At 65.2% G+C, this 23,318-nt stretch carries 13 protein-coding genes; 8 read left to right on the forward strand and 5 right to left on the reverse strand.

Annotated elements, in window-relative coordinates; genetic code table 11:
• Positions 1-6 precede the first annotated feature (6 nt).
• The 3 genes from KQI11_RS07300 to KQI11_RS07310 are packed head-to-tail and all read left to right on the forward strand — an operon-like array spanning position 7 to position 5,222.
• On the forward strand, positions 7-2,958 hold the full coding sequence (locus KQI11_RS07300) for an acyl-CoA dehydratase activase (RefSeq protein WP_185916167.1): 2,952 nt from the start codon (positions 7-9) through the stop codon (positions 2,956-2,958).
• The gene (locus tag KQI11_RS07305) at positions 2,945-4,264 is read left to right on the forward strand and encodes a 2-hydroxyacyl-CoA dehydratase (protein ID WP_216401641.1); all 1,320 of its coding nucleotides are present in this window, start codon (positions 2,945-2,947) and stop codon (positions 4,262-4,264) included. Before KQI11_RS07300 ends, KQI11_RS07305 begins: the two co-directional genes overlap by 14 nt.
• A 37-nt stretch (positions 4,265-4,301) precedes the next feature.
• Positions 4,302-5,222 (forward strand): putative ABC transporter permease, encoded by a 921-nt coding sequence (locus KQI11_RS07310; protein ID WP_216401642.1) that lies wholly within the window; start codon positions 4,302-4,304, stop codon positions 5,220-5,222.
• A gap of 62 nt (positions 5,223-5,284) precedes the next feature.
• Here the strand turns inward: KQI11_RS07310 and KQI11_RS07315 are convergent, their stop codons facing one another.
• The 4 genes from KQI11_RS07315 to KQI11_RS07330 form a co-directional block, all read right to left on the reverse strand.
• Positions 5,285-6,670 carry a hypothetical protein gene (locus tag KQI11_RS07315; RefSeq protein ID WP_216401643.1) on the reverse strand — a complete coding sequence of 462 codons (1,386 nt, stop codon included), beginning with the start codon at positions 6,668-6,670 and terminating at the stop codon, positions 5,285-5,287.
• Positions 6,663-7,187: an RNA polymerase sigma factor gene (locus KQI11_RS07320; RefSeq protein ID WP_216401644.1), complete on the reverse strand. Its 525-nt coding sequence runs from the start codon at positions 7,185-7,187 to the stop codon at positions 6,663-6,665. The genes KQI11_RS07315 and KQI11_RS07320 overlap by 8 nt, the downstream gene beginning before the upstream one ends.
• Positions 7,188-7,407: 220 nt before the next feature.
• Complete coding sequence (locus tag KQI11_RS07325; RefSeq protein WP_216401645.1) at positions 7,408-8,055, reverse strand: hypothetical protein; 648 nt, start codon at positions 8,053-8,055, stop codon at positions 7,408-7,410.
• A gap of 32 nt (positions 8,056-8,087) precedes the next feature.
• A complete protein-coding gene (locus KQI11_RS07330; protein ID WP_216401646.1) occupies positions 8,088-8,762 on the reverse strand; it encodes a hypothetical protein in 675 nt (224 codons plus the stop codon).
• Positions 8,763-9,012: 250 nt separating this feature from the next.
• On the opposite strand from KQI11_RS07330, the gene KQI11_RS07335 reads away from it, so the two are divergent.
• Complete coding sequence (locus KQI11_RS07335) at positions 9,013-9,786, forward strand: type III pantothenate kinase (RefSeq protein ID WP_216401647.1); 774 nt, start codon at positions 9,013-9,015, stop codon at positions 9,784-9,786.
• Between the two features lie 633 nt (positions 9,787-10,419).
• Here KQI11_RS07335 and ileS read toward each other — a convergent pair.
• The gene (ileS, locus tag KQI11_RS07340) at positions 10,420-13,533 is read right to left on the reverse strand and encodes an isoleucine--tRNA ligase (protein ID WP_216401648.1); all 3,114 of its coding nucleotides are present in this window, start codon (positions 13,531-13,533) and stop codon (positions 10,420-10,422) included.
• 458 nt (positions 13,534-13,991) lie between these two features.
• Here ileS and KQI11_RS07345 point away from each other — a divergent pair, with 458 nt between their 5' ends.
• The 4 genes from KQI11_RS07345 to KQI11_RS07360 all read left to right on the forward strand — a co-directional run bounded on the left by KQI11_RS07345 (position 13,992) and on the right by KQI11_RS07360 (position 22,867).
• Entirely contained in the window at positions 13,992-14,543 is a 552-nt protein-coding gene (locus KQI11_RS07345) for a dihydrofolate reductase family protein (protein WP_216401649.1), read from the forward strand.
• A gap of 164 nt (positions 14,544-14,707) precedes the next feature.
• Positions 14,708-15,820, forward strand: a complete 1,113-nt coding sequence (locus KQI11_RS07350) for a nucleoside 2-deoxyribosyltransferase (protein ID WP_216401650.1) — start codon at positions 14,708-14,710, stop codon at positions 15,818-15,820.
• Positions 15,821-16,055: 235 nt separating this feature from the next.
• Entirely contained in the window at positions 16,056-16,295 is a 240-nt protein-coding gene (locus tag KQI11_RS13255) for a hypothetical protein (RefSeq protein ID WP_286172627.1), read from the forward strand.
• A 1,202-nt stretch (positions 16,296-17,497) separates the two neighbouring features.
• Positions 17,498-22,867: an isopeptide-forming domain-containing fimbrial protein gene (locus KQI11_RS07360; RefSeq protein WP_216401651.1), complete on the forward strand. Its 5,370-nt coding sequence runs from the start codon at positions 17,498-17,500 to the stop codon at positions 22,865-22,867.
• Positions 22,868-23,318 lie beyond the last annotated feature (451 nt).

Here is a 23,318-nt window from a genome sequence, read left to right on the forward strand (position 1 = left end):
AACGGGATGAGCTATAAACTGGGACTGGACGTGGGCTCCACCACCATCAAGGCGGTGGTCCTGGACGACCGAGACGAGATCGTATACAAGAGCTATGAGCGCCACCTCTCCCGGGTGCGGGAACTGGCGCTGCAGAAGATAGAGGAGCTGGGCGAACTGCTGCGGGGCCACCGCATCAAGGTGGCGGTCACCGGTTCGGCCGGCCTGGGGGTCGCCAAGGAGAGCGGCCTCGACTTCGTGCAGGAGGTGTACGCAACCGCCGGCGCGGTCAAGCGCTTTGTCCCCCAGACCGACGTGGTCATCGAGCTGGGCGGGGAGGACGCGAAGATCATCTTTTTGAAGGGCGCCCTGGAGGAGCGGATGAACTCCACCTGTGCCGGGGGCACCGGCGCCTTCATCGACCAGATGGCCACCCTCCTGGACGTGGACCTGGCCACCCTCGATGAATTGAGCCTGCGCCACGAGAAGATCTACCCCATCGCCTCCCGCTGCGGGGTGTTTGCCAAGACCGACATCCAGCCCCTCATCAACCAGGGGGCCGACAAGGAGAACATCGCCGCCAGCATCTTTCAGGCGGTGGTGGACCAGACCATCGCCGGGCTGGCCCAGGGCCGCGCCATCGAGGGGAATGTCCTCTTTTTGGGCGGGCCCCTCTCCTTCCTCAAGGGGCTGCAGGCCCGCTTCATCGAGACGTTGGAGTTGGACGAGCGCTCGGCCAACTTCCACCCCCTGGCCCCCTATTTCGTGGCCCTGGGGGCCGCCTGTTACGCCGGCGGCCTCAACGAGGAGCACGACTATGAGGAGCTGCTCGGCACCTTCCGCCACGTCCTCGAGATCCCCCACGCCCCCCAGGGGCTTGCCCCCCTCTTTCGCGACCGGGCGGAGTACGACCAGTTTTGCGCCCGCCACGCCCAGAACGACGTCCCCCAGCGCCCGCTGGCGGACTACAGCGGCCCGGCCTGGCTGGGGGTCGACGCCGGCAGCACCACCACCAAGATGGTGCTCATCGACGGGTCGTGCAACATCCTGTACAGCCACTACGTCAACAACCTGGGCAACCCCATCTCCGCCGTCAAGGAGCAGCTGGAGCAGATCAGGGCCCAGTCGGGCGAGCGGGTGAAGATCGTCGGCAGCGCCGTCACCGGCTACGGGGAGGACCTGATCAAAAGCGCCTTCCACCTGGACTTCGGCCTGGTGGAGACCATGGCCCACTTCACCGCGGCCAAGCACTTTCAGCCCCAGGTGGACTTCATCATCGACATCGGCGGGCAGGACATGAAGTGCTTTCAAATCAAGGACAACGCCATCGACAATATCGTCCTCAACGAGGCCTGCTCCTCGGGCTGCGGCTCCTTCATCGAGACCTTTGCCAAGTCCCTGGGCTACCCCATCGACGAGTTCGCCAAGCTGGGCCTCCTGGCCGAGCACCCGGTGGACCTGGGCACCCGCTGCACCGTGTTCATGAACTCCTCGGTCAAGCAGGCCCAGAAAAACGGGGCCACGGTGGGGGACATCTCCGCCGGACTGGCCGTCAGCGTGGTGAAAAACGCCCTCTACAAGGTCATTCGTGCCCGCAGTGCCGACGACATCGGCAAGAACGTGGTGGTGCAGGGCGGCACCTTCCTCAACGACTCGGTGCTGCGCAGCTTTGAGATGGAGCTGGGCCGCCCAGTGGTGCGCCCGGCCATCGCCGGGCTGATGGGCGCCTTTGGCGCGGCCCTCTACGCCCGCTCCCTCCAGCCGGAGGGGGAGAGCCGGGTCCTCACCGCCGCCGAACTGGCGGCCTTCACCCACCAGTCCAAGGCGGTCAACTGCGGACTCTGCACCAACCACTGCAACCTGACCATCAACACCTTTGGCGACGGCTCCCGTCACATCGCCGGCAACCGCTGCGAGCGCCCGGTGACCGGCAAGGCCGGGGGCGGCGAGCTGCCCGACATGGTGGAGTGGAAGTACGAAAAGCTCACCCACCTGCCCAGCGAGCCGGGCCCCCGGGGGGACATCGGCCTGCCCCTGGCCCTGAACATGTACGAAAACCTGCCCTTTTGGCACGCCTTCTTCACCGAACTGGGCTTCCGGGTGGTGGTGTCGGGCCGCTCCAGCAAGGCCGTCTACCTCAAGGGGCAGAACACCATCCCCTCCGACACCGTCTGCTACCCGGCCAAGCTGGTGCACGGCCACATCAAGCTGCTGCTGGAGCAGGGGGTGCAGACCATCTTCTACCCCTGTTTGAGCTACAACTTCAACGAGGAGATCTCCGACAACTGCTACAACTGCCCGGTGGTGGCCTACTACCCCGAGGTGGTCAAGGGCAATATGGACCTGGGGGGCTGCCAGTTCATCTACCCCTACATCAGCCTCAACGACCGCAAGGTCTTTGAGAAGAAGATCACCGGCTACCTCAACGAGTACGGCTTTGCCCTGCGCCGGGGCGAGGTGTCCCGCGCCGCCGAGCGGGCCTACCAGGCCTACGCCGACTACCGCCGCGAGGTGAAGGAGGAGGGGGCGCGCGCCCTGGCCTACGCCAAGGAGCACGGCTGCAAGACGGTGATTTTGGCCGGGCGGCCCTACCACATCGACCCCGAGATCAACCACGGCATCCACAAGCTGCTGCGCTCGCTGGGGTTTGTGGTGGTCACCGAGGACGGGGTCTCCTGGATGACGGGGTATGAAAAGCGCACCGTCCTCAACCAGTGGACCTACCACGCCAGAATGTACAACGCCGCCCGCTATGCGGGGCAGGCCGAGAACACCGAGCTCATTCAGTTGGTGAGTTTCGGCTGCGGCCTCGACGCCATCACCACCGACGAGATGCGCGACATCCTCCGCGGGTGCGGCAAGATATACACCCAAATCAAAATCGACGAAGTAGACAACCTGGGCGCCATCAAAATTCGCATTCGCAGCCTGTTGGCGGCCATGGAGGAAAGGGAGAGACAGCAACATGCCGCCAATTGAAAAACCCCCCGTCTTTACGCCGGAGATGCGCGAAAACTACACCATCCTCATCCCCGGCATGCTGCCCATCCACTTTCGGATGCTCGAAAAGATCCTCATCAGAAACGGCTACAAGGTGAAGATCCTCACCACCATCGGCCGCCAAATCGTGGATGAGGGGCTCAAAAACGTTCACAACGACACCTGTTACCCCGCGCTGCTGGTCATCGGCCAGCTGATTTCCGCCCTCAAGAGCGGCGCGTACGACCCCCACAAGACCGCCCTCCTCATCACCCAGACCGGGGGCGGGTGCCGGGCGTCCAACTACCTCTCGCTGCTGCGCAAGGCCCTGCGCCAGTCGGGTTACGGCTATGTGCCGGTGATCTCGCTGAACTTCTCCAACCTGGAAAAGCAGCCCGGCTTCACCTTCACCCCCGGCATGCTGGTGCAGGCCATGTACGCCATCATCTACGGCGACATGCTCATGTGGCTGAAAAACCAGTGCAAGCCCTACGAGATCATCAAGGGCAGCACCGACGAGGTGGTGGAGCGCTGGACCGACGCCCTCTGCGAGCAGTTTGAGTCAAAGGCCTTTTTGCAGGTGCAGAAAAACTACCGGGCCATCCTGGACGACTTCTCCGCCATCCAGCGCCACCGGGAGAAGAAGATCAAGGTGGGGATCGTCGGCGAAATTTATATGAAGTACGCCCCCCTGGGCAACAACAACCTGGAGCAGTTTCTCATCGACGAGGGGGCCGAGCCGGTCCTCTCCGGGCTGCTGGACTTCTGCATGTACTGCATCCAAAACAACATCATCGACAACGATCTCTACGGCAAGGCCTTCAAACACCGGGCGGTCAACGCCTTTTTGCTGCGCTACTTCCAGCGCTGGCAGAACAAGATGATCCGGGCCATCGCCAAACACGGCGAGTTCCGGGCCCCCACCAGCTTCAGCGAACTCAAACACCTGGTGGACGGGGTCATCGGCACCGGCGCCAAGATGGGGGAGGGGTGGCTGCTCACCAGCGAGATGGTGGAGCACATCCACAGCGGGGTGGACAACATCGTCTGCACCCAGCCCCTGTTCTGCCTGCCCAACCACATCGTCGCCAAGGGGATGATGCGCAAAATCAAGGACCGCTACCCCCAGGCCAACATCGTGGCGGTGGACTACGACCCCAGCGCCACCTCGGTCAACCAGGAAAACCGCCTCAAGCTGATGCTCTCCAACGCCCGGCTGGCCGAGGAGTTCGGCCTCTCGTCCGAGGGGGAGAAGGCCCCGGCCGTGCCGGAGGGGGAGACCCAGCGGGAGACAGTCACCCTTTAGCAGGGACCCAATCCAATAAAAAAGGCGGCGAGTGAAGATGGTCACCACCCTTTGCACCTGGTTTTTGTACCTGGTTTTTTACAGCTTTGTGGGCTGGCTCTGCGAGACGGTCTACTGCTCCATCGGCCAGCGCAAGCTGGCGGACAGGGGCTTTCTCAACGGGCCGGTCTGCCCCATCTACGGCTTTGGGGCCCTGGGCGTCGTGCTGCTGCTGCGGCCGGTGCAGCAGAGCCCGGCGGCGGTCTTTGTGCTGGGGATGGTGCTCACCAGCGCCCTGGAATACCTGACCAGCTACGCGATGGAGAAGCTCTTCTCCGCCAAGTGGTGGGACTACTCGGCGCGCCGGTTCAACCTGAACGGCCGGGTCTGTCTGCGCAACTCCCTCCTCTTCGGGGTGATGGCGGTGGCCATGCTCTACCTGCTGCACCCGGCGGTGGAGCGGCTGTTTGACCGCATCCCCCCCTGGGCCAAGCTGACGGTCACCCTGGTGCTGCTGGCGGTCTTTGCCGCCGACCTGATCGTGTCGGTCCGCGCCGCCCTGGGCATCAACCGGCAGCTGCAGGCCCTCAACGCCCTGGCCGAGGAAATCAAGGCCCGGCTGGACGCCGCCGGCTGGTACAACGGCGAGGGGATCAAGGCCCGCCTCGACCGGCTGCTGGAGGAGGCCCACTCCGCCAAGGCCGACGACGCCCGCCTGCGGGTGAGGGAGCTGCTGCAAAAGTACAGGGAGGAGTCCCAGCGCCACCGCCTCTTTCAGCGGCGGCTGACCAAGGCCTTCCCCAACATGCGCTCTACCCGCTATGAGAGCCACCTGCAGCAGATCAAGGAGAGCCTGCGCGCCCACCGCTCGACCTGGGAGAGCTGGCTGGAAGGGCTGCAGCAGCGCACCGAAGAGGGCGCCCAGCGCCTCAAGGAGGACATTGAAAAGCGGGTCTCCGCCCACCGGGACGACGACTAGAGAGAGAACAGAGGGCCCCCGGCCAATTTGGCCGGGGGCCCTCTGTTGTGTGCGGACAGGGGTCACTGGGGGGTGTAGGTCCCGCCGCCGGGGCTGCGGATGACGGCGCTGTTTAGATAGAGGAAGAGGCTGTCGCCGCACTCGTTTGCGTTGAAAGTGAGGTCGATGTGCCCCTTGCCCAGATGGGATTGGCTGTCATCGAAGAAGCAGGCGTAGTAGGGGGACCCGTCTTCTGGCAACTTGCCCTCCTCCCCCAGGTCAAAGGCGCAGAGGCTGCGGATGTCGCCGTAGGGGGTGTCGGTGGAGAGGGTCACCTGGATATGGCCTGTGTCGTTCTGCTGGATCTCCTCTACCGTCACCGGCACGCCGCAGAGGTCAAAGGTCTTGTTCACCGTGGCCGCCTTTCCCTCGGCGGGGATCGCGATCTCCAGGCAGTCCTGTTTGGTGGGCAGCTCCTCGGGGGAGCGGGACGGCATTTCCCGGCCGATGTACAGGTCGAGGCCGTTGAAGGAGAATGTGTGGACGCGCGCCCCCTCGGCCAGCGGCTCTTCGGGCCGGTAGAGGAAGGCGCCGTCGTCCCCGATCAGGGGGCGGGCGTAGGCCGTGCTGTCCACCCGGTTGCCCTCGCTGTCCTCCACCGAGAACCAGGTGATGCCAAAGTTTACCGAGCAGGTTTCCGCCGACAGCCCCTTGACAGTCGGGATCAGGGCAATGGCGTCCCCCTTTTCGGTCAACTGCATCAGTTGGAAGGAGAGCTTGTCGTTCCCCTCGTAGGAGATCTCCTCGGCGCTCACGGCGACGGCGGACTGCAGGGCGGTGCGCAACCGGCTGTCCCCAATTTGCAGGGCGATCTCGTCCGCCTCTCCCTCCACCTTGCAGGAGAAGGCAAAGGAGACGGTGAAGTTTGCCAGCGCGTCCTCCTCCCCGGACATGTGGGGACTGGAGGCCCCCAGGTGTTCCGGCAGGTAGGTGAGGGGGTAAGTTGTTTCCCCGACTTGCAGGGTGGCCTTGAGGGTGGTCAGGTACTGGTTCCAGACGTCCTCCGCCCCCTCGCTGAGTTCGGCTTTTACCTCTCTGGACGGCAGGTGTTCCAGGGAGAGCCAGAGGGTGCCGTCCTCCTTTTGCACCGCCTGGAGCAGCCGGTAGGTGCCACCGCTGCCGTCGGGCGCCTCCACCGGGTCGACGCAGAGGCGGTAGCTGGCCGGCGGGGTCTCCATCACCCAGCTCTCGCCGGAGACAAAGTAGCGGTAGGCCCGCTGCGCAAAGGCCACCACGCTCTGGTAGTTGACGGCCCCCAACAGCAGCACAAAGGCGGCGGCAACGGCCGCGGCCCGGCGCCAGACCCGCCGCCGGGGCGGCTTTGCGTCAAACAGGCTGCCGCTGACGGCGAGGAGGGTCTCCTCGTCCAGCAGGTCGGCCAGCCGTCTGTCAAATCTCTCTTCATTCATGGGTGTGCTCCCCCTCTCGTTCCTCCAACAGTGGTTTCAATTTGTCCCGCAGCCGCGATACCCGGGTGGTGACGGCGTTCTGGCTGATGCCGAAGAAACGGGCCATCTCCCGGGTGGAGTAGCCGTAGACAAAGCGCATGGCAAACAGCTGCTTCTCCGGCTCGCTCAGGGCCAGCACCGCCCCGTTCAGCCGTTCGCGCAGCTCCAGCGAGGCGGCCCAGTCGGGGGCGGACGGCCCCTCCGGCGCGGCCGCCGGCACCTCGTCCCTGCGGGCGGCAAGGCGGCTCAGCGCCTGGCTGCGGGCGATGAGGGCCACATAGCTCTTCATGCTGCCCCGGCTGCTGTCGTACTTTTCGGGCGCGCGCAGCACCCGGGCCATGGCGTCGCTGGCCACCTCTTCGGCGTCCCTGGCGTCCTTTAAGATGCGCAGGGCCACCGTGTAGGCCAGGCGCTGGTACTGCCGGAAAAAGCGCTGGTGCCGCTGGGCCTGCTCGCACAGGGCTTGACTGGTATCCATCTCGCAGGGCCCTCCTTCTGTTTTTTTGTTTTAAAAAGGCCTTTTCACCCAATAGTACCGCCGAGAGAGGGGGATCGTTACGGCTGCGCTTTGTTTTTTGCAGAAAAGGGGGCGAGGATGAGGGCAGGGGTGAGGGCAAGGGTGAGGACAAAGGAAAGGGGGAAGGGGGAAAAAGAGGGCGGGCGCTCTGGCTGGAGCGCCCGCCCGTGCGGCGGGGAAACTAGAGGCCCTGCACCCGAACCAGGTTGACCGCCCCGTCAGCGTCAAAGGAGAAGGTGTACATACACCCGCCGACGGTGTACTGGCTGGGGGATGGTCCCTCTCCGCTGGTCACGGAGCCGGCCTTTTCTTTCAGCAGGGACGCCACCTCCTCGGCATTCTGCCCGGTGAAGTCGACCCCGCCGATCGCCACCTGGGGTTTGGCGTTCTCCGGCGCCTCCACATCGGCGGGACAGGGGCCGTAAAAGACCTCGAAGCTCTTGACCCGCGCTTCCAGGGTGGGCAGTTCGCCGTTGCCGGTGTTGGCGCAGCCCAGCCGGGCCACCACCTGGCCGTCCCTGCCCATGTAGACCGGCAGCAGGGCGCTGCTGGCGTCCATCCGGTCCTCTTCGCTCAGGGGCTGGGTGAAGTCGGGGGAGAGGGAGAGGTCATACCCCTGCTCCCGCACCTCCAAGAGGATGGTGCGGCCCAGATAGAGGTCCGCCTCCTCCACCCGCACCAGGGGGGTCTTGGTCTCCTTCACCCCCTCGTCCAGGTAGCCGGTGGCCTCCTTCCCGCAGCCGGTCAGGGCAATGGGAATGGCAAGGCACCCCGCGGCGAGCAGGGCCACCGCCCGCCGGGAGAGGGGGTGTGCAAACCGCTTTTTCATCCTGTCGTCCCTCCTTTTTGGTTGGGTTTGGTTCAGACAGCGCCCACTTCCGCGATCGAGAGCAGGTCGGTGTCGCGGTCGTAGTGGAAAAAGTAGTGGCAGCGGCCGACGGGGTAGCCGTTGCTGAGGACCTTGCCGGTGAGCAGGTCGGTATCCCCGCCGATGACGACGTCCCCGCTGTCCTCATTGGCCTTGTCGGCCATGACGGCGTCCACCCCGTCCAGGGTCAGGCCGGTGAAGTCGACCCCGCCGATTGCCACGTGGGGCTGGATGTTCTCGGGCACCTCTTCGCTGTGGTGGGGGCTGTAGAAGACCGCGGCCGAGACCACCCGTGCCTCGAGCAGGGGGATCTCGCCGCTGCTGTCGGTGAGACAGGAGAGCTTGGCCACCACCTTGCCCCCCTTGCCCATGTAGACGTCGGGCACCGGGGCCCCTGCGTCCACCCGGTCGCCGGGCTCCAGGAGGGCGGCAAAGTCGGGGGAGGTGGAGAGGTCGTACCCCTGCTCCTGCACCTCCAGCAGGATGGTGCTCTTGAAGGCGATCTCCGCCCCGTCGATGCGCACCTGGGCGCTGCCGGCGTCCTTGGCGGTCTCGTCCAGTTTGCCGGTGACCTCCTTCTGGCCGCAGCCGGTCAGGGCCAGGGCCATCCAGGCCGCCAGGGCGGCGGCCAGCCCGCTCCTCCAAATGGTTTGGTGTCTGCGCGTCATGTCTGTCACTCCTTTCGCAAAGGGGGCCAAAAGGCCGGGCCCTTCCTTTATCTTCATTATAGCACCACAAAAAGGGGGCAAAAGGTAACAAGTGGTTAAAAAATAGATACAATACGGTTACAATCTGTACAGGACGACGGACGCGGCGGGGAAGGGGGCGGCCCAGCCCCCTCTTTTTTCTTGACGGGCAGCCGGTTTTGCCGTACACTAAAAGGGCTTTCAACACCGAAACAGCAGGGGGATCTGACGTATGCTCTTGGTCGTGGACATCGGCAACACCAACATGGAGTTTGGCATCTTCGAGGGGGAGAAGTTGGCGCACACCTTCCGCCTCTCCACCAACAAGGCCGTCACCTCCGACGAGCTGGGCCTCTTCGTGACCCAATTTTTCTTCCTGCGGGGGCTCGACCGGCACCGGGTGGAGGACATCGTCATCAGCTCGGTGGTCCCCCAGCTCAACTACACCGTCATCAACTCCATCAAAAAGTACTTCGACAAGCCCCCCCTGCTGGTGGGGGAGAACCTGCCGGTGGAGATCGACAACCGCTACGGCAACCCCGGCGAGGTGGGGGCCGACCGGCTGGTGACCGCGGTGGCCGCCTACCACAAATACGGCGGCCCCCTCATCGTGGTGGACTTCGGCACCGCCACCACCTTTGACGTGGTCACTTCCGACGGGGCCTACCTGGGGGGGGCCATCTTCCCCGGGCTCAAGGTCTCGATGGACGCCCTGGTGCAGCGGGCGGCCAAGCTGCCCCGGGTGGAGATCGTCCCCCCCGAGCAGGCCATCGGCACCTCCACCGTCGCCAGCATGCAGAGCGGCATCATCTACGGCTATGCCGGCGCGGTGGACAACATCGTCCAAAAGCTGGAGGAACAGCTGGGGCAGAAGGCCCGGGTGGTGGCCACCGGCGGGCTGGCCAAAACGGTGAGCCAGGCCTACCACGGTTTCACCGCCATCGACAAGACCCTGATCCTCGACGGCATCAAGGTCCTCTACGACCGCCGGAAGGCAGGGGCGTAGAAGGCCCTGCCTGCCGAGCAAAAAGGCGCTGCGGAGATTTGTCCGTAGCGCCTTTTTTGATTTGTGCCGATGCCCGGCCGGGCGGTGGGGCCGCCGGTCGGGGCCATGTGCCAGAAGGGCAGTTTGCCCCCCGGGACGTGGGACGCCCAGGCAAGAAGAGGGGGCGCCGGTCATCCCCACGCCGCAATGGCGCCGAAGGTGCCCGAGGACCCGCCCGGCGATGAATTGCTGCTGGCCAGGCCGCCGGGGAGATGCCTCCGGCTGACCTTTTGAAGGCGCTGTGAGCGAGGGGAGGGGGGACCATCCCCGAGACGGTCTGACCGCTGCCGAATATCCCGTGTTCATCCGCGCGTTGGCGGTGGCCGGGGAAGGCGGCTGCCGGGGCAGAGGCAGGAGAAAGAGCGAGGGTAGAAGGCGATGGGCGGGGGCAAAGAAATGGGAGACCCCCTCGCGCGGCCGAAGCGGCCGCCCAAAGTCCTTCAGAGCGGGCGGAGGGGGAGGGTGGGCGCGACGCATGGCGGCGAAGGCCCCCTCTCCCACATTGTCCGGGTGGGCGAGGGCTGAGACGGGAAGAGGGGCGCCGCCCGCAGGCAGCGCCCCTCTCTCGGTGGCAAGGTGGGTGGGGGAAGGGGACTAGACCCGCTTCACGCCCAGTTCCACCGCCTCGCCGTTGATGTCCCAGGACTTGGCGTACCCCTCGGGCTCGCCGCAGGCAAAGCCGTCGGCCAGCACGTCGGAGGCGATCTCATCCCAGTTTTTGCGGGCGATGTCGGCCAGCTTCTCGCTGCCCTTCAGGGTGATGGTGATGTGGTCCATCACGTTGAAGTCGGCCTCTTTGCGCATGGTCTGCAGCTTGCTCACCAGCTCCCTGACATACCCCTCCTCGATGAGTGCGGGGGTGAGGGCGGTGTCGATGGCCACGGTGATGCCGCCGTCCTGCACGGTGTAAAAGCCCTCGGTCTGCTTGGTCTCGATGAGCAGGTCATCGGCGGTGAGGGCGACCTCTCCGTCGGCCAGGGCCAGCTTCAGTTCGCCCTTGGCGTCCAGCTCGGCCTTGGCGGCGGAGCCGTCCAGCCCGGCCAGGGCGGTGCGGATCTCGCCCAGCTTCTTGCCGTATTTGGGGCCCAGGGTCTTGAGCTGGGGCTTGAAGGTGTAGGAGGTGAAGCGGCTGGCGTCCTCCACAAAGGTGACGGCCTTCAAGTTGAGCTCCTCCTCCACGATCTGGCGGTAGTACTCCTCCAGCGCGGCCGGGGCCTGCACGAACATGTTTTGCAGGGGCTGCCGGTTTTTGATGGCGGCGCCGTTGCGGGCCGAGCGGCCCAGCACCACAATCTGCAGCACCAGGTCCATGTTGCGCTCCAACTCGCTGTCGATGAGGGAGCCGTCCACCGCCGGGAAGTCGCAGAGGTGGATGCTCTCGGGGGCCGAGCGGTCCACGGTGCGCACCAGGTTTTGGTAGATCTCCTCGGTGATGAAGGGGACCATGGGGGCGGCCGCCTTGCAGCAGTTCACCAGGGCGGTGTAGAGGGTCATGTAGGCGTTCACCTTGTCCTGCCCCATCCCCACGGCCCAGAAGCGCTCTCTGCTGCGGCGGACATACCAGTTGCTCATGTCGTCCACAAACTCCTGCAGGGCGCGGGCGGCCTCGGGGATGCGGTAGTTTTGCAGGCTCTCGTCCACGGTGCGGATCATGGTGTTGAGTTTGGAGAGCAGCCAGCGGTCCATCACCGAGAGCTTTTCGGGCTCCAGCTCGTGCTGGGTGGGGTCGAACTGGTCGATGTCGGCGTAGAGGACGAAGAAGGCGTAGGTGTTCCAGAGGGTGCCCATGAACTTGCGCTGCCCCTCCCGCACGGCCTTGCCGTGGAAGCGGTTGGGCAGCCAGGGGGCGGAGTTCGAGTAGAAGTACCAGCGGATGGCGTCGGCCCCGTAGGTCTCCAGCGCGTCGAAGGGGTCCACCGCGTTGCCCTTGGACTTGGACATCTTCTGGCCGTTTTCGTCCTGCACGTGGCCCAGGACGATGACGTTTTTGTAGGGGGCCTTGTTGAACACCAGGGTGGAGATGGCCAGCAGGGAGTAGAACCACCCGCGGGTCTGGTCCACCGCCTCGGAGATGAAGTCGGCGGGGAACTGCTGCTCGAACAGCTCCTTGTTCTCAAACGGGTAGTGGTGCTGGGCAAAGGGCATGGAGCCGGAGTCGAACCAGCAGTCGATGACCTCGGGCACCCGCTTCATTTGCTTGCCGCAGTGGGGGCAGGTGATGGTGACTGCGTCGATGTAGGGGCGGTGCAGCTCGATGTCCTCCGGGCAGTTGGGGGAGAGGCTTTGCAGCTCCTCGATGCTGCCGACGGCGTGCCGGTGGCCGCACTCGCACTCCCAGATGTTGAGGGGGGTGCCCCAGTAGCGGTTGCGGCTGATGCCCCAGTCCTGCACGTTCTCCAGCCAGTCGCCGAAGCGACCCTTGCCGATGGACTCGGGGATCCAGTTGATGGTGTCGTTGTTGCGGATCAAGTCGTCCTTGACGGCGGTCATCTTGATGAACCAGGAGTCGCGGGCGTAGTAGATGAGGGGGGTGTCGCAGCGCCAGCAGTGGGGATAGCTGTGCTCAAAGGTGGGGGCGGAGAAGAGAAGGCCCCGCTCCTCCAGGTTTTTGAGGACCTCTTTGTCGGCGTCCTTGCAGAACATCCCCGGCCAGAGGGTCTCCCTGGTCATCTGGCCCTTGCCGTCCACCAGCTGCACAAAGGGCAGGCCGTACTTGCGGCCCACGTTGGCGTCGTCCTCGCCGAAGGCGGGGGCGATGTGGACGATGCCGGTGCCGTCGGTGAGGGTGACGTAGCCGTCACAGGTGACGTACCAGCACTTCTCTTTGGGCTGCACAAAGGCAAAGAGGGGCTCGTACTCCTTGTACTCCAACTCCCGGCCGGTGAAGTGCTCGAGCACGGTGTAGCCCTGCTCGCCCAGCACGCTCTCGCAGAGGGCGGCGGCCAGGTAGTAGCGCTTCCCCCCGCTCTCCACCTTGACGTAGTCCTCGTCAGGGTGGACGCAGAGGGCCACGTTGGAGGGGAGGGTCCAGGGGGTGGTGGTCCAGGCCAGGATATAGGCGTCCTCCCCCTTGGCCTTGAACTTGGCGATGGCCGAGCGCTCCTTCACGTCCTTGTAGCCCTGGGCCACCTCGTGGGAGGAGAGGGGGGTGCCGCAGCGGGGGCAGTAGGGGACGATCTTGAAGCCCTTGTAGAGCAGCCCCTTCTCCCAAATCTGCTTGAGGGCCCACCACTCGGACTCGATGAAGTTGTTGTCGTAGGTGACGTAGGGGTGCTCCATATCGGCCCAGAAGCCGACGGTGGCGGAGAAGTCCTCCCACATCCCCTTGTACTTCCAGACGCTCTCCTTGCAGCGCTTGAGGAAGGGCTCGAGGCCGTACTCCTCGATCTGCTCCTTGCCGTCCAGGCCCAGCTCCTTTTCCACCTCCAGCTCCACCGGCAGGCCGTGGGTGTCCCAGCCGGCCTTGCGGGGGACCATGTAGCCCTTCATGGTGCGGTAACGGGGGATCATGTCCTTGATGACCCGGGTCAGCACGTGGCCGATGTGGGGCTTGCCGTTGGCGGTGGGGGGGCCGTCGTAGAAGGTGTAGGTCTCGCCCTCCTTGCGGCTGTCGACGCTCTTTTCAAAGATGTGTTCTCTTTCCCAGAACTGCTCGACGTCCTTCTCCCGCTCCACAAAGTTGAGATCTGTGGGCACCTTGTTGTACATCTTTCCAAAACCTCCAATGCTTTCTTTCGTGCGCTGCGAAAGGTGAATCTATGGAAACGCGCAAACCGACAAAAAAGCCCCCGCCCTGCAAAACAGGACGAAGGCCGAATGCGCTTCGCTGTACCACCTATTGCAACATACCAACATATGCGTTCCCGATAACGGCGGAAAACCGGCGAAGCCTACTCGGTCGCCCTTTCAGCTTGCAACTCTAGAGGGATGTTCCGAGAGAAACGACTGGCGCCGGGCTCCCACTCCCCCCGGCTCGCTGTGGCGTTTGTTTCAAACGTACTGTCTCTATCATCGTCTTTGGCTATTTCTCCTACATTGTAATACAGCGGGGCGAAAACGTCAAACCCCTTTTGTGAAAAAAGGGGAAAAAGGCGGTGCTTTTTTGGCTGGATGGCTAAAATACATGAAAAGGGGCCCCACAGGGGCCCAAAAAAGGGGAAGACGGCGTGAACAGACGGGTGGTTCTCTACATCGGCGTGAGTTTGGACGGGTATATCGCCGACCGGGCCGGAGGGGTGGGCTGGATGGCGGGGGACGGGTCGCAGCCCGGGTGCGAGGGCAGCTACCCCGATTTTTACAGAGGGGTGGGCGCGGTGGTGATGGGGGGCCGCACCTACCGTCAAATTGTGGAGGAGCTCTCCCCCGGGCGGTGGCCCTACCCGGAGAAGGAGTGCTTCGTGCTCACCCGCCGGCCGCGGGCGGCAGAGGGGGAGGTGACCTTCACCGACGAGCCCCCGGCCCGGCTGATCCAGCGGCTGCGGCGGCGGGGGGATGAGGACATCTGGGTCTGTGGCGGGGCCGACCTGGCCCGCCAACTGGCGGCGGCGGACTGCATCGACCGCTACTGCATCTCGGTGCTGCCGATTTTGCTGGGGGAGGGGCTTTCCCTCTTTGGCGGGCTGGGGGTCGAGCGCCCGCTGCGGCTGGTGTCAGCCGAACGGTACAATGGCATCGTCGACCTGGTGTACGAGCGGCGGGGAGAGGCGACTCTTTTATAGGGGATGACAAAAAATGGGGGCCCATTTCGGCACTCTGTCGAAAAAACCGTTTTGATATTGGCGGGGCCGTCAATTGACAGGGGGACAGCCGGGCTGTTACTCTGGGACTGGACGACGAGACGGCCCGCCGTGGCGGGCGGACGAAAACAAGGGAGGCATTTTTTATGAGAAGACCCCGCCTGTACATCACCGGCCCCCAGTGCTTTTACCCCGGGGGCGAGCACCAGCTGCTCACCATGAAATACCTGGCCGAGGAATACGGCTTTGAGGTCACCAACATCAAGGAGAAGATGGGCTTTGACGACTGCGACCCGGCCACCGGCAAACAGCCCCTGCGCAAGCTCACCCCCGACTACCTGGACGACTGCGACATCGTGGTGGGGGACGTGAACTTCTTTCGCGGCGGCGAGCCGGAGAGCGGCACCATCTTTGAGCTGGGGGTCGGCTTTGCCCGGGGCAAAAAACTCTACAGCTTCACCCGCGACCGGCGGGATGTGATCCACCGCTACCCGGTGGGCCAGCTCTGCCCCGACGGGAAGATCCTCGACGAGCACGGGATGGGCTACGCCACCGCCCACACCGCCGGCAACCTGATGTACATGGTCCCCTCAAAGATCGTGGAGGGCGATTTTGAGGACTGCCTCAAGACCATTGTCATGGACTTGATCGAAGAGGCCAAGGACCGCGGCCAGCGCATCGTCCCCCGGCAGGACCTGCGCGCCAAGTCCACCTGGCCCCTGGGGGAGCTGCCCCGGGCCTACCTGGCGGGGTTCGAGTGCTTCCTTTTAAACGCCAGGGAGGTGGGCGACCGGATGAAGGCCTTTGCCCTGGACCACGGGGTGGAGGGCATCTTCCCCCCCGACGAGGCCCCCGGCCTCAAAGAGCCCGAGGACATGAGCGATGTCTACACCCGCTCGGCCTTCTACTTTGACCGCGACCAGCTGCACATCCGCAACAGCAACATGGTCATCGCCAACCTCAACCCCTATCACGGCCACGAGCCCGACAGCGGCACCGTCTTCGAGAGCGGGATGAGCTTTGGCCTGGGCTACCGCTGCTACTGCTTCCTCTCGGACGGGCGGGAGCTCATAGAGAAGGTGCCCTGCAACCTGGGGGAGGACGGCATCTACCGGGACATCGAGGGGTACCGGGTGGAGAACTGCGGCCAGCCCCTGGCCTCCATCATCGCCTCCAACATGACGGTGGTGGTGGGCGGCTTTAAAGACGCCATCCTGAAGGTGGAAGAGGACACCGAGCGGCTGAAGAGAGGGGAGTAGAGCGCGGTGGCCCGGAAGATGCGCCGACAGCGGCAGCCCCTTTCCAGAGAGGGCTGCGAGGCCGTTTTGCGCCGGGGTGCTGGCGGGGGAGGACGGCTACCCCTACGCCGTGCCCCTGGGCGATGTCTTTGACGGGGAACGGATTTTCTTTCACTGCGCCCTGGTCTGACAGAAGCTGGACGCCATTGCCGGGGAGGAGCGGGTCTCCTTCTGCACCATCGATTAGGACCGGGGGGTGCCCCAGGGGTACACCACCTGTTTTCGCAGCGCCGTCGCCTTTGGCGGGGCGCGGGTGCTGCGGGAGGAGGGGGAGAAGCGGGTCGCCCTGGAACGGCTGGCGGCCGAGTACTCCCCCCAACGGCCGGAGGGCCGCCGGCGGGAGATCGGGCGGCTCTTCGACCGGGTCTGCGCGGTGAAACTGCGCGTCGAGCGGCTGAGCGGGAAGGAAGCCATCGAACTGGTGGAAGGGCGCTGAGAGAGAGCGGGAGAGCGGAAGGCTCTCCCGCTCTTCTTTTTATAAGGGAGAAGGGGGGACCGGCGGCAGGAAGCCTTCCTGTCGGGGGAGACGGCTTTCTGTTCGCTGCCCTCTGCGGAGGAGAGGTTTGCCCTCGCCGCCCTCGGGACGGGGGCAGGGCGGCCTGCAGGTTTGGGCCGAGAGGGTTGCGCTCTAGGGAATGGCCCCCTCCTGGCCGGGCGCTGGCGGGGAGAGGGGGGAGGACAGGCTGGAACATTTACAGGCGCTGGGGAGAGAGAGCCTTGTCCCGCGGCTTTTTGCGGGGGAGAGGGCTGCTCCCGCCCTGCCGCCCTTGGGACGGGGGAAGGAGCCGTCTGCACGCCCTGGGGGAGGCGTGCGTTTGGAGGAAAGGGGGCCTCCTAGCCCGATTTTGGGGAGGAGAGGGGGAGGAACAGACAAAATCTCTACAGGTATCGGGGGAAAGGACTTGGTCCACTGCCCCTTGTGAGGGATGGGGCCAATCCCGCCGTTTCCTCGGGACGGGGAATGGGCGGTCTGCACACCTCGGAGTGGGAGGGTGGCGTTTTGAGGGAAGGGGTTCCTCCCCGCCCGACTTCGGCGCGGGGAGCGATAAATCGTCGAGACCGCTACAGGTGCTGGGGGAAAGAGGTCTTGTCCCGCTGCCCTCTGCGGGGGAGGAAGCCGCCCCCACCGCCTTTGGGGCGGAGGGACGGGGCGTCTACGCGCCCTGGGGCGGGAGGGGCGCGTTGAGGCAAAGGGTCCCTCCTGGCTAGAGATTGGCGGGGAGAGGGGGAGAAAAGGGTGAAGCCATCACTGCTCCGCCGCCCTCGGGACGGGGGAAAGGGCGGCCGCGCGACCCGCAAGGGAAGGGGTGAGAAGAGCCCCTTCCCGCCGGCCGTCGACGATGTGAGGGGCGAACGGGCGGGGATCGCTGCGGGCGCCGGAGGAGAGGAGTCCCGGGCGGCGGCAGGGAGCTGGGTAGAAAACCTTGACATATTTGGGTTAGATGGTAGAATGGTTGATAGTGTTTAGTTAAGATTTTCCATTCGCGCTTTAAAATAAAAATGATGCCGCTTTTTTTGGTTGATTTGCGAAAAGCAAATCAACTTTTTTGTCTTTAATGCCCATTTTTTTCACAGAACGAAAAACCTTACTTTTCCAGCGCCCATCCACACGGAGCTGAAGAAGGAGATGTGAAAAGCATGCGATTGCGGCACAAAAGGGGCGCCAGGTGGGGCAGCCGAGCGATGGCCCTGCTCTTGGCGACGGCGATTTTCGCCGGCAACCTATTGACGGGATTTGCACAGGAGGACCCGGCCACCGAGACCGGCGCATACACGGGGGCATCCGCGGGAGTGGAAGCGCCCCCTTCCGACCCGGCGGCCGAGGAGCTGGCGGCACTTGAAGAGGCGATCGCCGCCCTGCCCGCTCCCGACCAACTGACCAGCGACAGCGAACGCCAGGTCTACGACCGGCTGATGGCGCTGGTGGAGCGGCTGGAGGCGCTGCCCGAGGCACAGAGGGACAAATTGAGCCAGCCGGCGCAGCAGAAGTTGGACGAGCTGTGCGACCACTTTGCGGCCCAGACGGAGCCGCTGGCGGTGAACGGTGTGATCGGCACCCCCAACAGCGCCACCTATGTGCAAAATGCCATGGACGACGTGACCCTGGTGGGGCCCTACCAGTTCAACATTGCGGGCAACAGCAACACCCAGGGCAAGTACAACAACGCCAACAACTTCGCCGTCTCCCTGCACGGCGACACGGCCGGCGAGAACGCCGCCGGCTACGCCCTGCCCAACGCCGTGGGGGGAAAGCTGGCGGCAAACAACAAAAATTCCAGCACCGCCGTGCTGGAAAAACGGGGGGAGAACACCAAGGTCGTCAAGGCCTACCTGCTGGTGTGCGCCACCCAGACCTCTGACTCTATAAACAGTAAAGCGTCTTTTCTGTCCCAGTACGGGATGTGCCTGAAGGGGCCCAAGGGGACCATCAACCGGTACTATCCCAGCAAAGTCTACTGTGACAATGGAAATACCCGGACTTCTTGCTACTTTGATGTGACCGATTTTGTCAAGGCCCAGGGATACGGCACCTATGCGGGCATCAACATCCCCTATACCAATATGACCGCCGGGACCTGGGGGACCGGCACAGATTTATTCGGGGCCTGGAAACTGATCGTGGTGGAGGAGGACCCCGCCCTGCCGCTGCGGATGATGAAGCTGAAGCTGGGCGGCGAGTCGGTCGTCAACGGCGCCACCACCACCGTGACCATTCAGGGCAACGGCCTGGTTATCAAGGGCGGCGGCAAGGTCAAGCCCAGCGGCGAACTCCTGGTCTCGATGGACGGCTACGACATCGGCGACAGCAGCCAGACCCTGCGCTACTACACCGACAAAGACGGCACCCAGAAAAAGATCTCCCAGCCGCCGCTGCGGGGCGCCGACTACTTCTTCTCGGCCCAGATCAGCAAATTGGGAAAGGCGCTGACCACCAACCCCGGACCGGCCTACGCCTATGCCCTGAACAGCCAGAGTTACCTGTCTGTGGCCCAGGTGAACGGCGGCAGTCCATTCACCCTGTACAACACCGATTTCTCCACCATGAAGATCAACGACAGCCAAAACGCCGGGGGGATGAACCTGCAGGGCGGCGAAAAGACGGTGTCCATGCTGGCCAACACCAGCAGCGCCCCCACCCTCTTGAGCGCGCTGGGGCTGGCGGTGGACATTGTGGTGCCCGAATTCACCACCGACCTGACGGTCACCAACCTGACCCAGCACTACGCCACCAGCGACGCGGGGTACGACCCCCACAGCGACTACGCCCAGCCCGGCGACCGGCTGCGCGCCAACATCGTCTGCGGCAACACCTCGACTTCCAGCAAGAACATCGGCATCAAAAACGCCGTGCTCACGGTGGAGGTGCCCGCCTTTGTGGACGTGGACGCCGGCACCATCTCGGCCTACTACGTGACGCCCACCGGCGGGAAGACGGCGCTGACCGGCTCGGTGTCGGGGAACAAGGTCGTCTTTAAAAACAGCGCCGGCACCTCGGTGGTCAGCGGCGGCCAGTTCGAGGTGTCCTTTGAGGGGACCGCCCGGGGCAGCCGCACCTACACAGCCTACGCCAACAAGGCCTGGATCGAGGGGACCTTTGTCGACGACTCGGGCAACCACTACCCCTCCTTCCTCATCGACAACATGGGCATCGCCTATGCGGAGACGGCCTCGGACATCCTGCGCTTTCCGGTCTCCTTTACAAAGGACGGCGAGGGGACGGTCGGCGGCGCCGGCTGCTACCCCTATGACGGGTCGGCCCAGCTCACCTGGCAGCCGGCGGCCGACCACTACACCCGGCTGCTGCTCATCGACGGCCAGGTGCGGGACGACCTGGTGCTCGGCGGGGGGCACAGCCTGCCCATTGACAGCCGGGCCCACGAGGCGTTTGCCGCCTTCACGGTGGGCGAGCGCCCTGTCAAGGACAACTACCTCGTCGCCACGGCCGGCGACAGCCACGTGACCCTCACCCCCAGCAGCATCGTGGAGGCGGGGGCGGACCACACTGTCTCCTGGTCGGCAGAGGCGGGGTACAGCGTCAGCGAGGTGCTGGTGGACGGCTACGCCTATCCGGTGTCGGACAGCGGCTCCATCGCCTTTAAGGGGGTGGCGGCCGACCACACCGTGGAGGTGCGGACGGTGAGCCAGTACGCCTACGTGCAGACCATTGTGCGGGGCCCGGGGGAGATCACCCCCTCTGTCTCGGTGCGCAAGGGGGAGGACCACACCGTCCGCTGGAACGCCACCGGCAGCGGGATCCTGTCCCAGATCACCGTCAACGGCATCACGGTGTACGACGAGCACACCAGCGCCGACGCGCCGCCGGTGGAGCGGCTGTTTGCCGACATCCAGCAAAACCAGATCGTGGAGGTCATCTACCGCGAGCCGGATGCGGTCCCCCTGGACCAATTGCTGCTCAACACCCAGATCTTGGGCGGGCCCGGCAGCATCACCCCCTCCAAGGTGGTCAACCCCAGCGATTCGGCCACTGTCGAGTGGACGCCCGGCAGCGGCCACACCGTGCAAAAGGTGCTCTGCTACCGCGGCCCGATCGTGACCCAGCTGCCGGTGAGCGACAACCGGGTGACGCTGACGAACATCACCGAGGACTGCATGGTACAGGTGTTTTTACAGAGGGACGACGCCCCCGCGGCCGACGAGCTGTACCGCATTGAGACGGCGCTCACCGGGGGACCGGGAAGCATCACCCACAGCCAGCTGGACATCCAGCGGGGGGAGGAGCGGACCATCACCTGGTCGGCCAACCCGGGCTACCTGGTGACGGCAGTCGTCGTGGACGGGGAGACCCGGGACGACCTGTTGCGCGCCGGCAGCTTCACCTTTGCCGACATCGACCGCGACCACTACCTGTTCGTACAGGTGCAGGCGGAGGGGACCCCGACCGAAGACGAGGCGTTTTACCGGGTGGACACCGCCAGTGTGGGCGGGGGCAGCGTGAGCGCCTCGGCCCGGGTGGAACCCGGCGCCGACCACACTGTCACCTGGCGGGCCGCCGACGGGGAGTCGGTGCTGCGGGTCACGGTGGACGGCATCGAGCGGCCCGACCTGGTGGCCGCCGGTCAGGTCAGCTTCACCGACATCGCCCAAAACCACCGGGTGTCGGTGGTCTTTACCCAGGGCGCTGTCGAGCCGCCCGCCCCCGAGGACAGCCTATGGGTGCGCACCGACCTCTACGGCGGGCCGGGGACCATCACCAGCTCCAGCGCGGTGGAGAGCGGGGACAGCTACCCGGTCGCCTGGACGGCGGCCGCGGGCTACCGGGTCAAGACCGTGCTGGTGGACGGCCGGGCGATGGACGCCCTGCTGGACCAGGGCGGCTACACCTTCGCCGACATCGCCGAGGACCACCACATCGTGGTGATTTTGGAGGCGCAGCCCGCCGACGAGGAGAAGGACAGGACCCTCTTCACCATCTACACGGAGATCGTGGGGGAGGGGGAGATCACCCCCACGGCGACCCTCTCCCGCGGGGCGGACCACCAGGTGAACTGGTCGGCCGCCGCCGGTTGGGTCGTGGACCGGGTGTACGTGGATGGCGTTGAGCAGACCGACGCCGTGGCCCAGAGCGGGCAGATGGACTTCACCACCATTGCCGGGGACCACCGTGTCAAGGTGGTGCTGCGGTGGGATGGCGAGGCCGCCCCCGACCCGGCCGACAGCCTCTACCGGGTGGAGACGGCGATCACCGGCGGCATCGGCACCATCACCCCCACGACCCACTACGCCGCCGGGGCGGACGCCCAGGTGGAGTGGGTGGTGGACGCCCGCTACACCGTCGCCCGGGTGTATATGGACGGGCAGCTGCGCGGGGATTTAAGCGGCCGCGACAAGGTGGCCTTCCTCCAGTTGGAAGGAAATCACCGGGTGGAGGTCGTGCTGATCCCCCTGCGGCCCGCCGAGCGGGAGATCGTCAAGGCGGCGGCCAACCTGACCCACCCCGACGGCCCCAACACGGTGGGGGACAGGGTGCAGTACACCCTGACTGCCAGGAACAAGACCGCCCACTCCCAGTGGGACAACGTGGTCCTCTCCGACCGGCTGCCCGCCAGCCTGACCATCGATTTGGACAGCGTGGGGCTGGTGGGGCCGGACGGCACCCCCTGCTCCGACGCGGACCAGCGGGTCGCCTTTGACGAGGCCACCAACACGCTGACGGTGCAGGCCGGCACCCTCCTTGCCGAGCAGACCTTCACGGTGACCTTTGTGGCCACCGTCAACGAAAAGGCCGTCTCCCCCACAGGGGGGGTCAGCATCCGCAACATGGCCCTCGTCCAGGGCACCGACGCCGACGGCGAGCCGGTGGAGGACGTCTGGAGCGAGGGGGTGACGCCCGGCGACGAGGAGACGGTGCTGCCCCTGGCCCCCGCCCCCTACATCGAAAAGACTGCCCAGCGGCTGACCGGTGAGGGCGAGGTGCTCTATGTGGGCGACGCGGTCGGCTACCGGATCGCCGTCGGCAACCGGAAGGCGGGGTCCCTGTGGGCCGATGTCCGGGTGCGGGACCGGCTGCCCGCCGGGTTGACCCCCGACCTGGACACCCTCTGTGTGGTCGGGCCGGACGGCGTTCGGCGCGCCCCCGCCGACTACAGCTACGACGAAAAGGCGCACACCCTGACGGTGTGTCTGGGCGACCTCTACGGCGGGGAGGAGTATGTCGTCGAATTCGAGGCCACCCTCAACGAGAAGGCCCTCACCGAGGGCATCGGCAACACGGCCACGGCGGTGGGATATCCCCCCGACGACCGGCCGGAGGAGCCCCCCGCCGCAGGGGACCGGTGGCCGGAGGGCGGCGGCGCCATCGGCGTTGACACCCTCGACCCGGTCTACCCCGACGGCTACACCGAAAACAGCGAGGTGGCGCGGCGCGACAGCGGCGAGGACACCGCCAACACCGGCGACGAGCGGCGGTGGGGCGCACTGCTCCTCTGCCTGGGCGCGCTGGGAGGCGTGGTAACGCTGCAGTGGCGGCGGGAGCGGACGCGCGGGTAGGACCTGCGCGGATGAGGCGAAGTGCAAATGCCCAAAAGACAGCCGCCGTAATCTGGCCAACCTATCGCAGATGGGAAGCAGTTTGGGCGAAGGCTGTGTTCACCTCACCCCTTTAGAGGGGATAAAAAGCCGCTTTAAACGCCTTTTGTAAGGAAAAGTGGCCCGGCAGATATTTCTGCCGGGCCACTTTCTGTGTTTGCGTGCGGGGGGAGGGGGGCGGCCCCTGCCGGGAGGGAGGGCGCGCCCTTCCCTCACAGTTTGAGGATGCGCTTGCTGCCCGCGCAGGCGGTCATGAACATGCAAAGACACGGCGGACAAGGGGAGGGCTGGGCCCTGTCTGCCGCCGTGAGGTGGGGGACCGCCGCGATGGGCGCCAAGGAAGGGGATTGCCGTGTCGATGGCGCGGCAGATGTCGACCCCTGTCCCCGGCAACACAGAAAGGGCGGCGCGG

Origin of the sequence: Acetanaerobacterium sp. MSJ-12 (genome assembly GCF_018917875.1) — a bacterium.
Taxonomy (GTDB): domain Bacteria; phylum Bacillota; class Clostridia; order Oscillospirales; family Ruminococcaceae; genus Bittarella; species Bittarella massiliensis.

Excerpts from the sequence above, each read along its gene's own strand:
- KQI11_RS07300 (WP_185916167.1), top strand. The coding sequence starts at position 7 with ATGAGCTATAAACTGGGACTGGACGTGGGCTCCACCACCATCAAGGCG.
- KQI11_RS07305 (WP_216401641.1), top strand. The coding sequence starts at position 2,945 with ATGCCGCCAATTGAAAAACCCCCCGTCTTTACGCCGGAGATGCGCGAA.
- KQI11_RS07310 (WP_216401642.1), top strand. The coding sequence starts at position 4,302 with ATGGTCACCACCCTTTGCACCTGGTTTTTGTACCTGGTTTTTTACAGC.
- KQI11_RS07315 (WP_216401643.1), bottom strand. The coding sequence starts at position 6,670 with ATGAATGAAGAGAGATTTGACAGACGGCTGGCCGACCTGCTGGACGAG.
- KQI11_RS07320 (WP_216401644.1), bottom strand. The coding sequence starts at position 7,187 with ATGGATACCAGTCAAGCCCTGTGCGAGCAGGCCCAGCGGCACCAGCGC.
- KQI11_RS07325 (WP_216401645.1), bottom strand. The coding sequence starts at position 8,055 with ATGAAAAAGCGGTTTGCACACCCCCTCTCCCGGCGGGCGGTGGCCCTG.
- KQI11_RS07330 (WP_216401646.1), bottom strand. The coding sequence starts at position 8,762 with ATGACGCGCAGACACCAAACCATTTGGAGGAGCGGGCTGGCCGCCGCC.
- KQI11_RS07335 (WP_216401647.1), top strand. The coding sequence starts at position 9,013 with ATGCTCTTGGTCGTGGACATCGGCAACACCAACATGGAGTTTGGCATC.
- ileS (WP_216401648.1), bottom strand. The coding sequence starts at position 13,533 with ATGTACAACAAGGTGCCCACAGATCTCAACTTTGTGGAGCGGGAGAAG.
- KQI11_RS07350 (WP_216401650.1), top strand. The coding sequence starts at position 14,708 with ATGAGAAGACCCCGCCTGTACATCACCGGCCCCCAGTGCTTTTACCCC.
- KQI11_RS07360 (WP_216401651.1), top strand. The coding sequence starts at position 17,498 with ATGCGATTGCGGCACAAAAGGGGCGCCAGGTGGGGCAGCCGAGCGATG.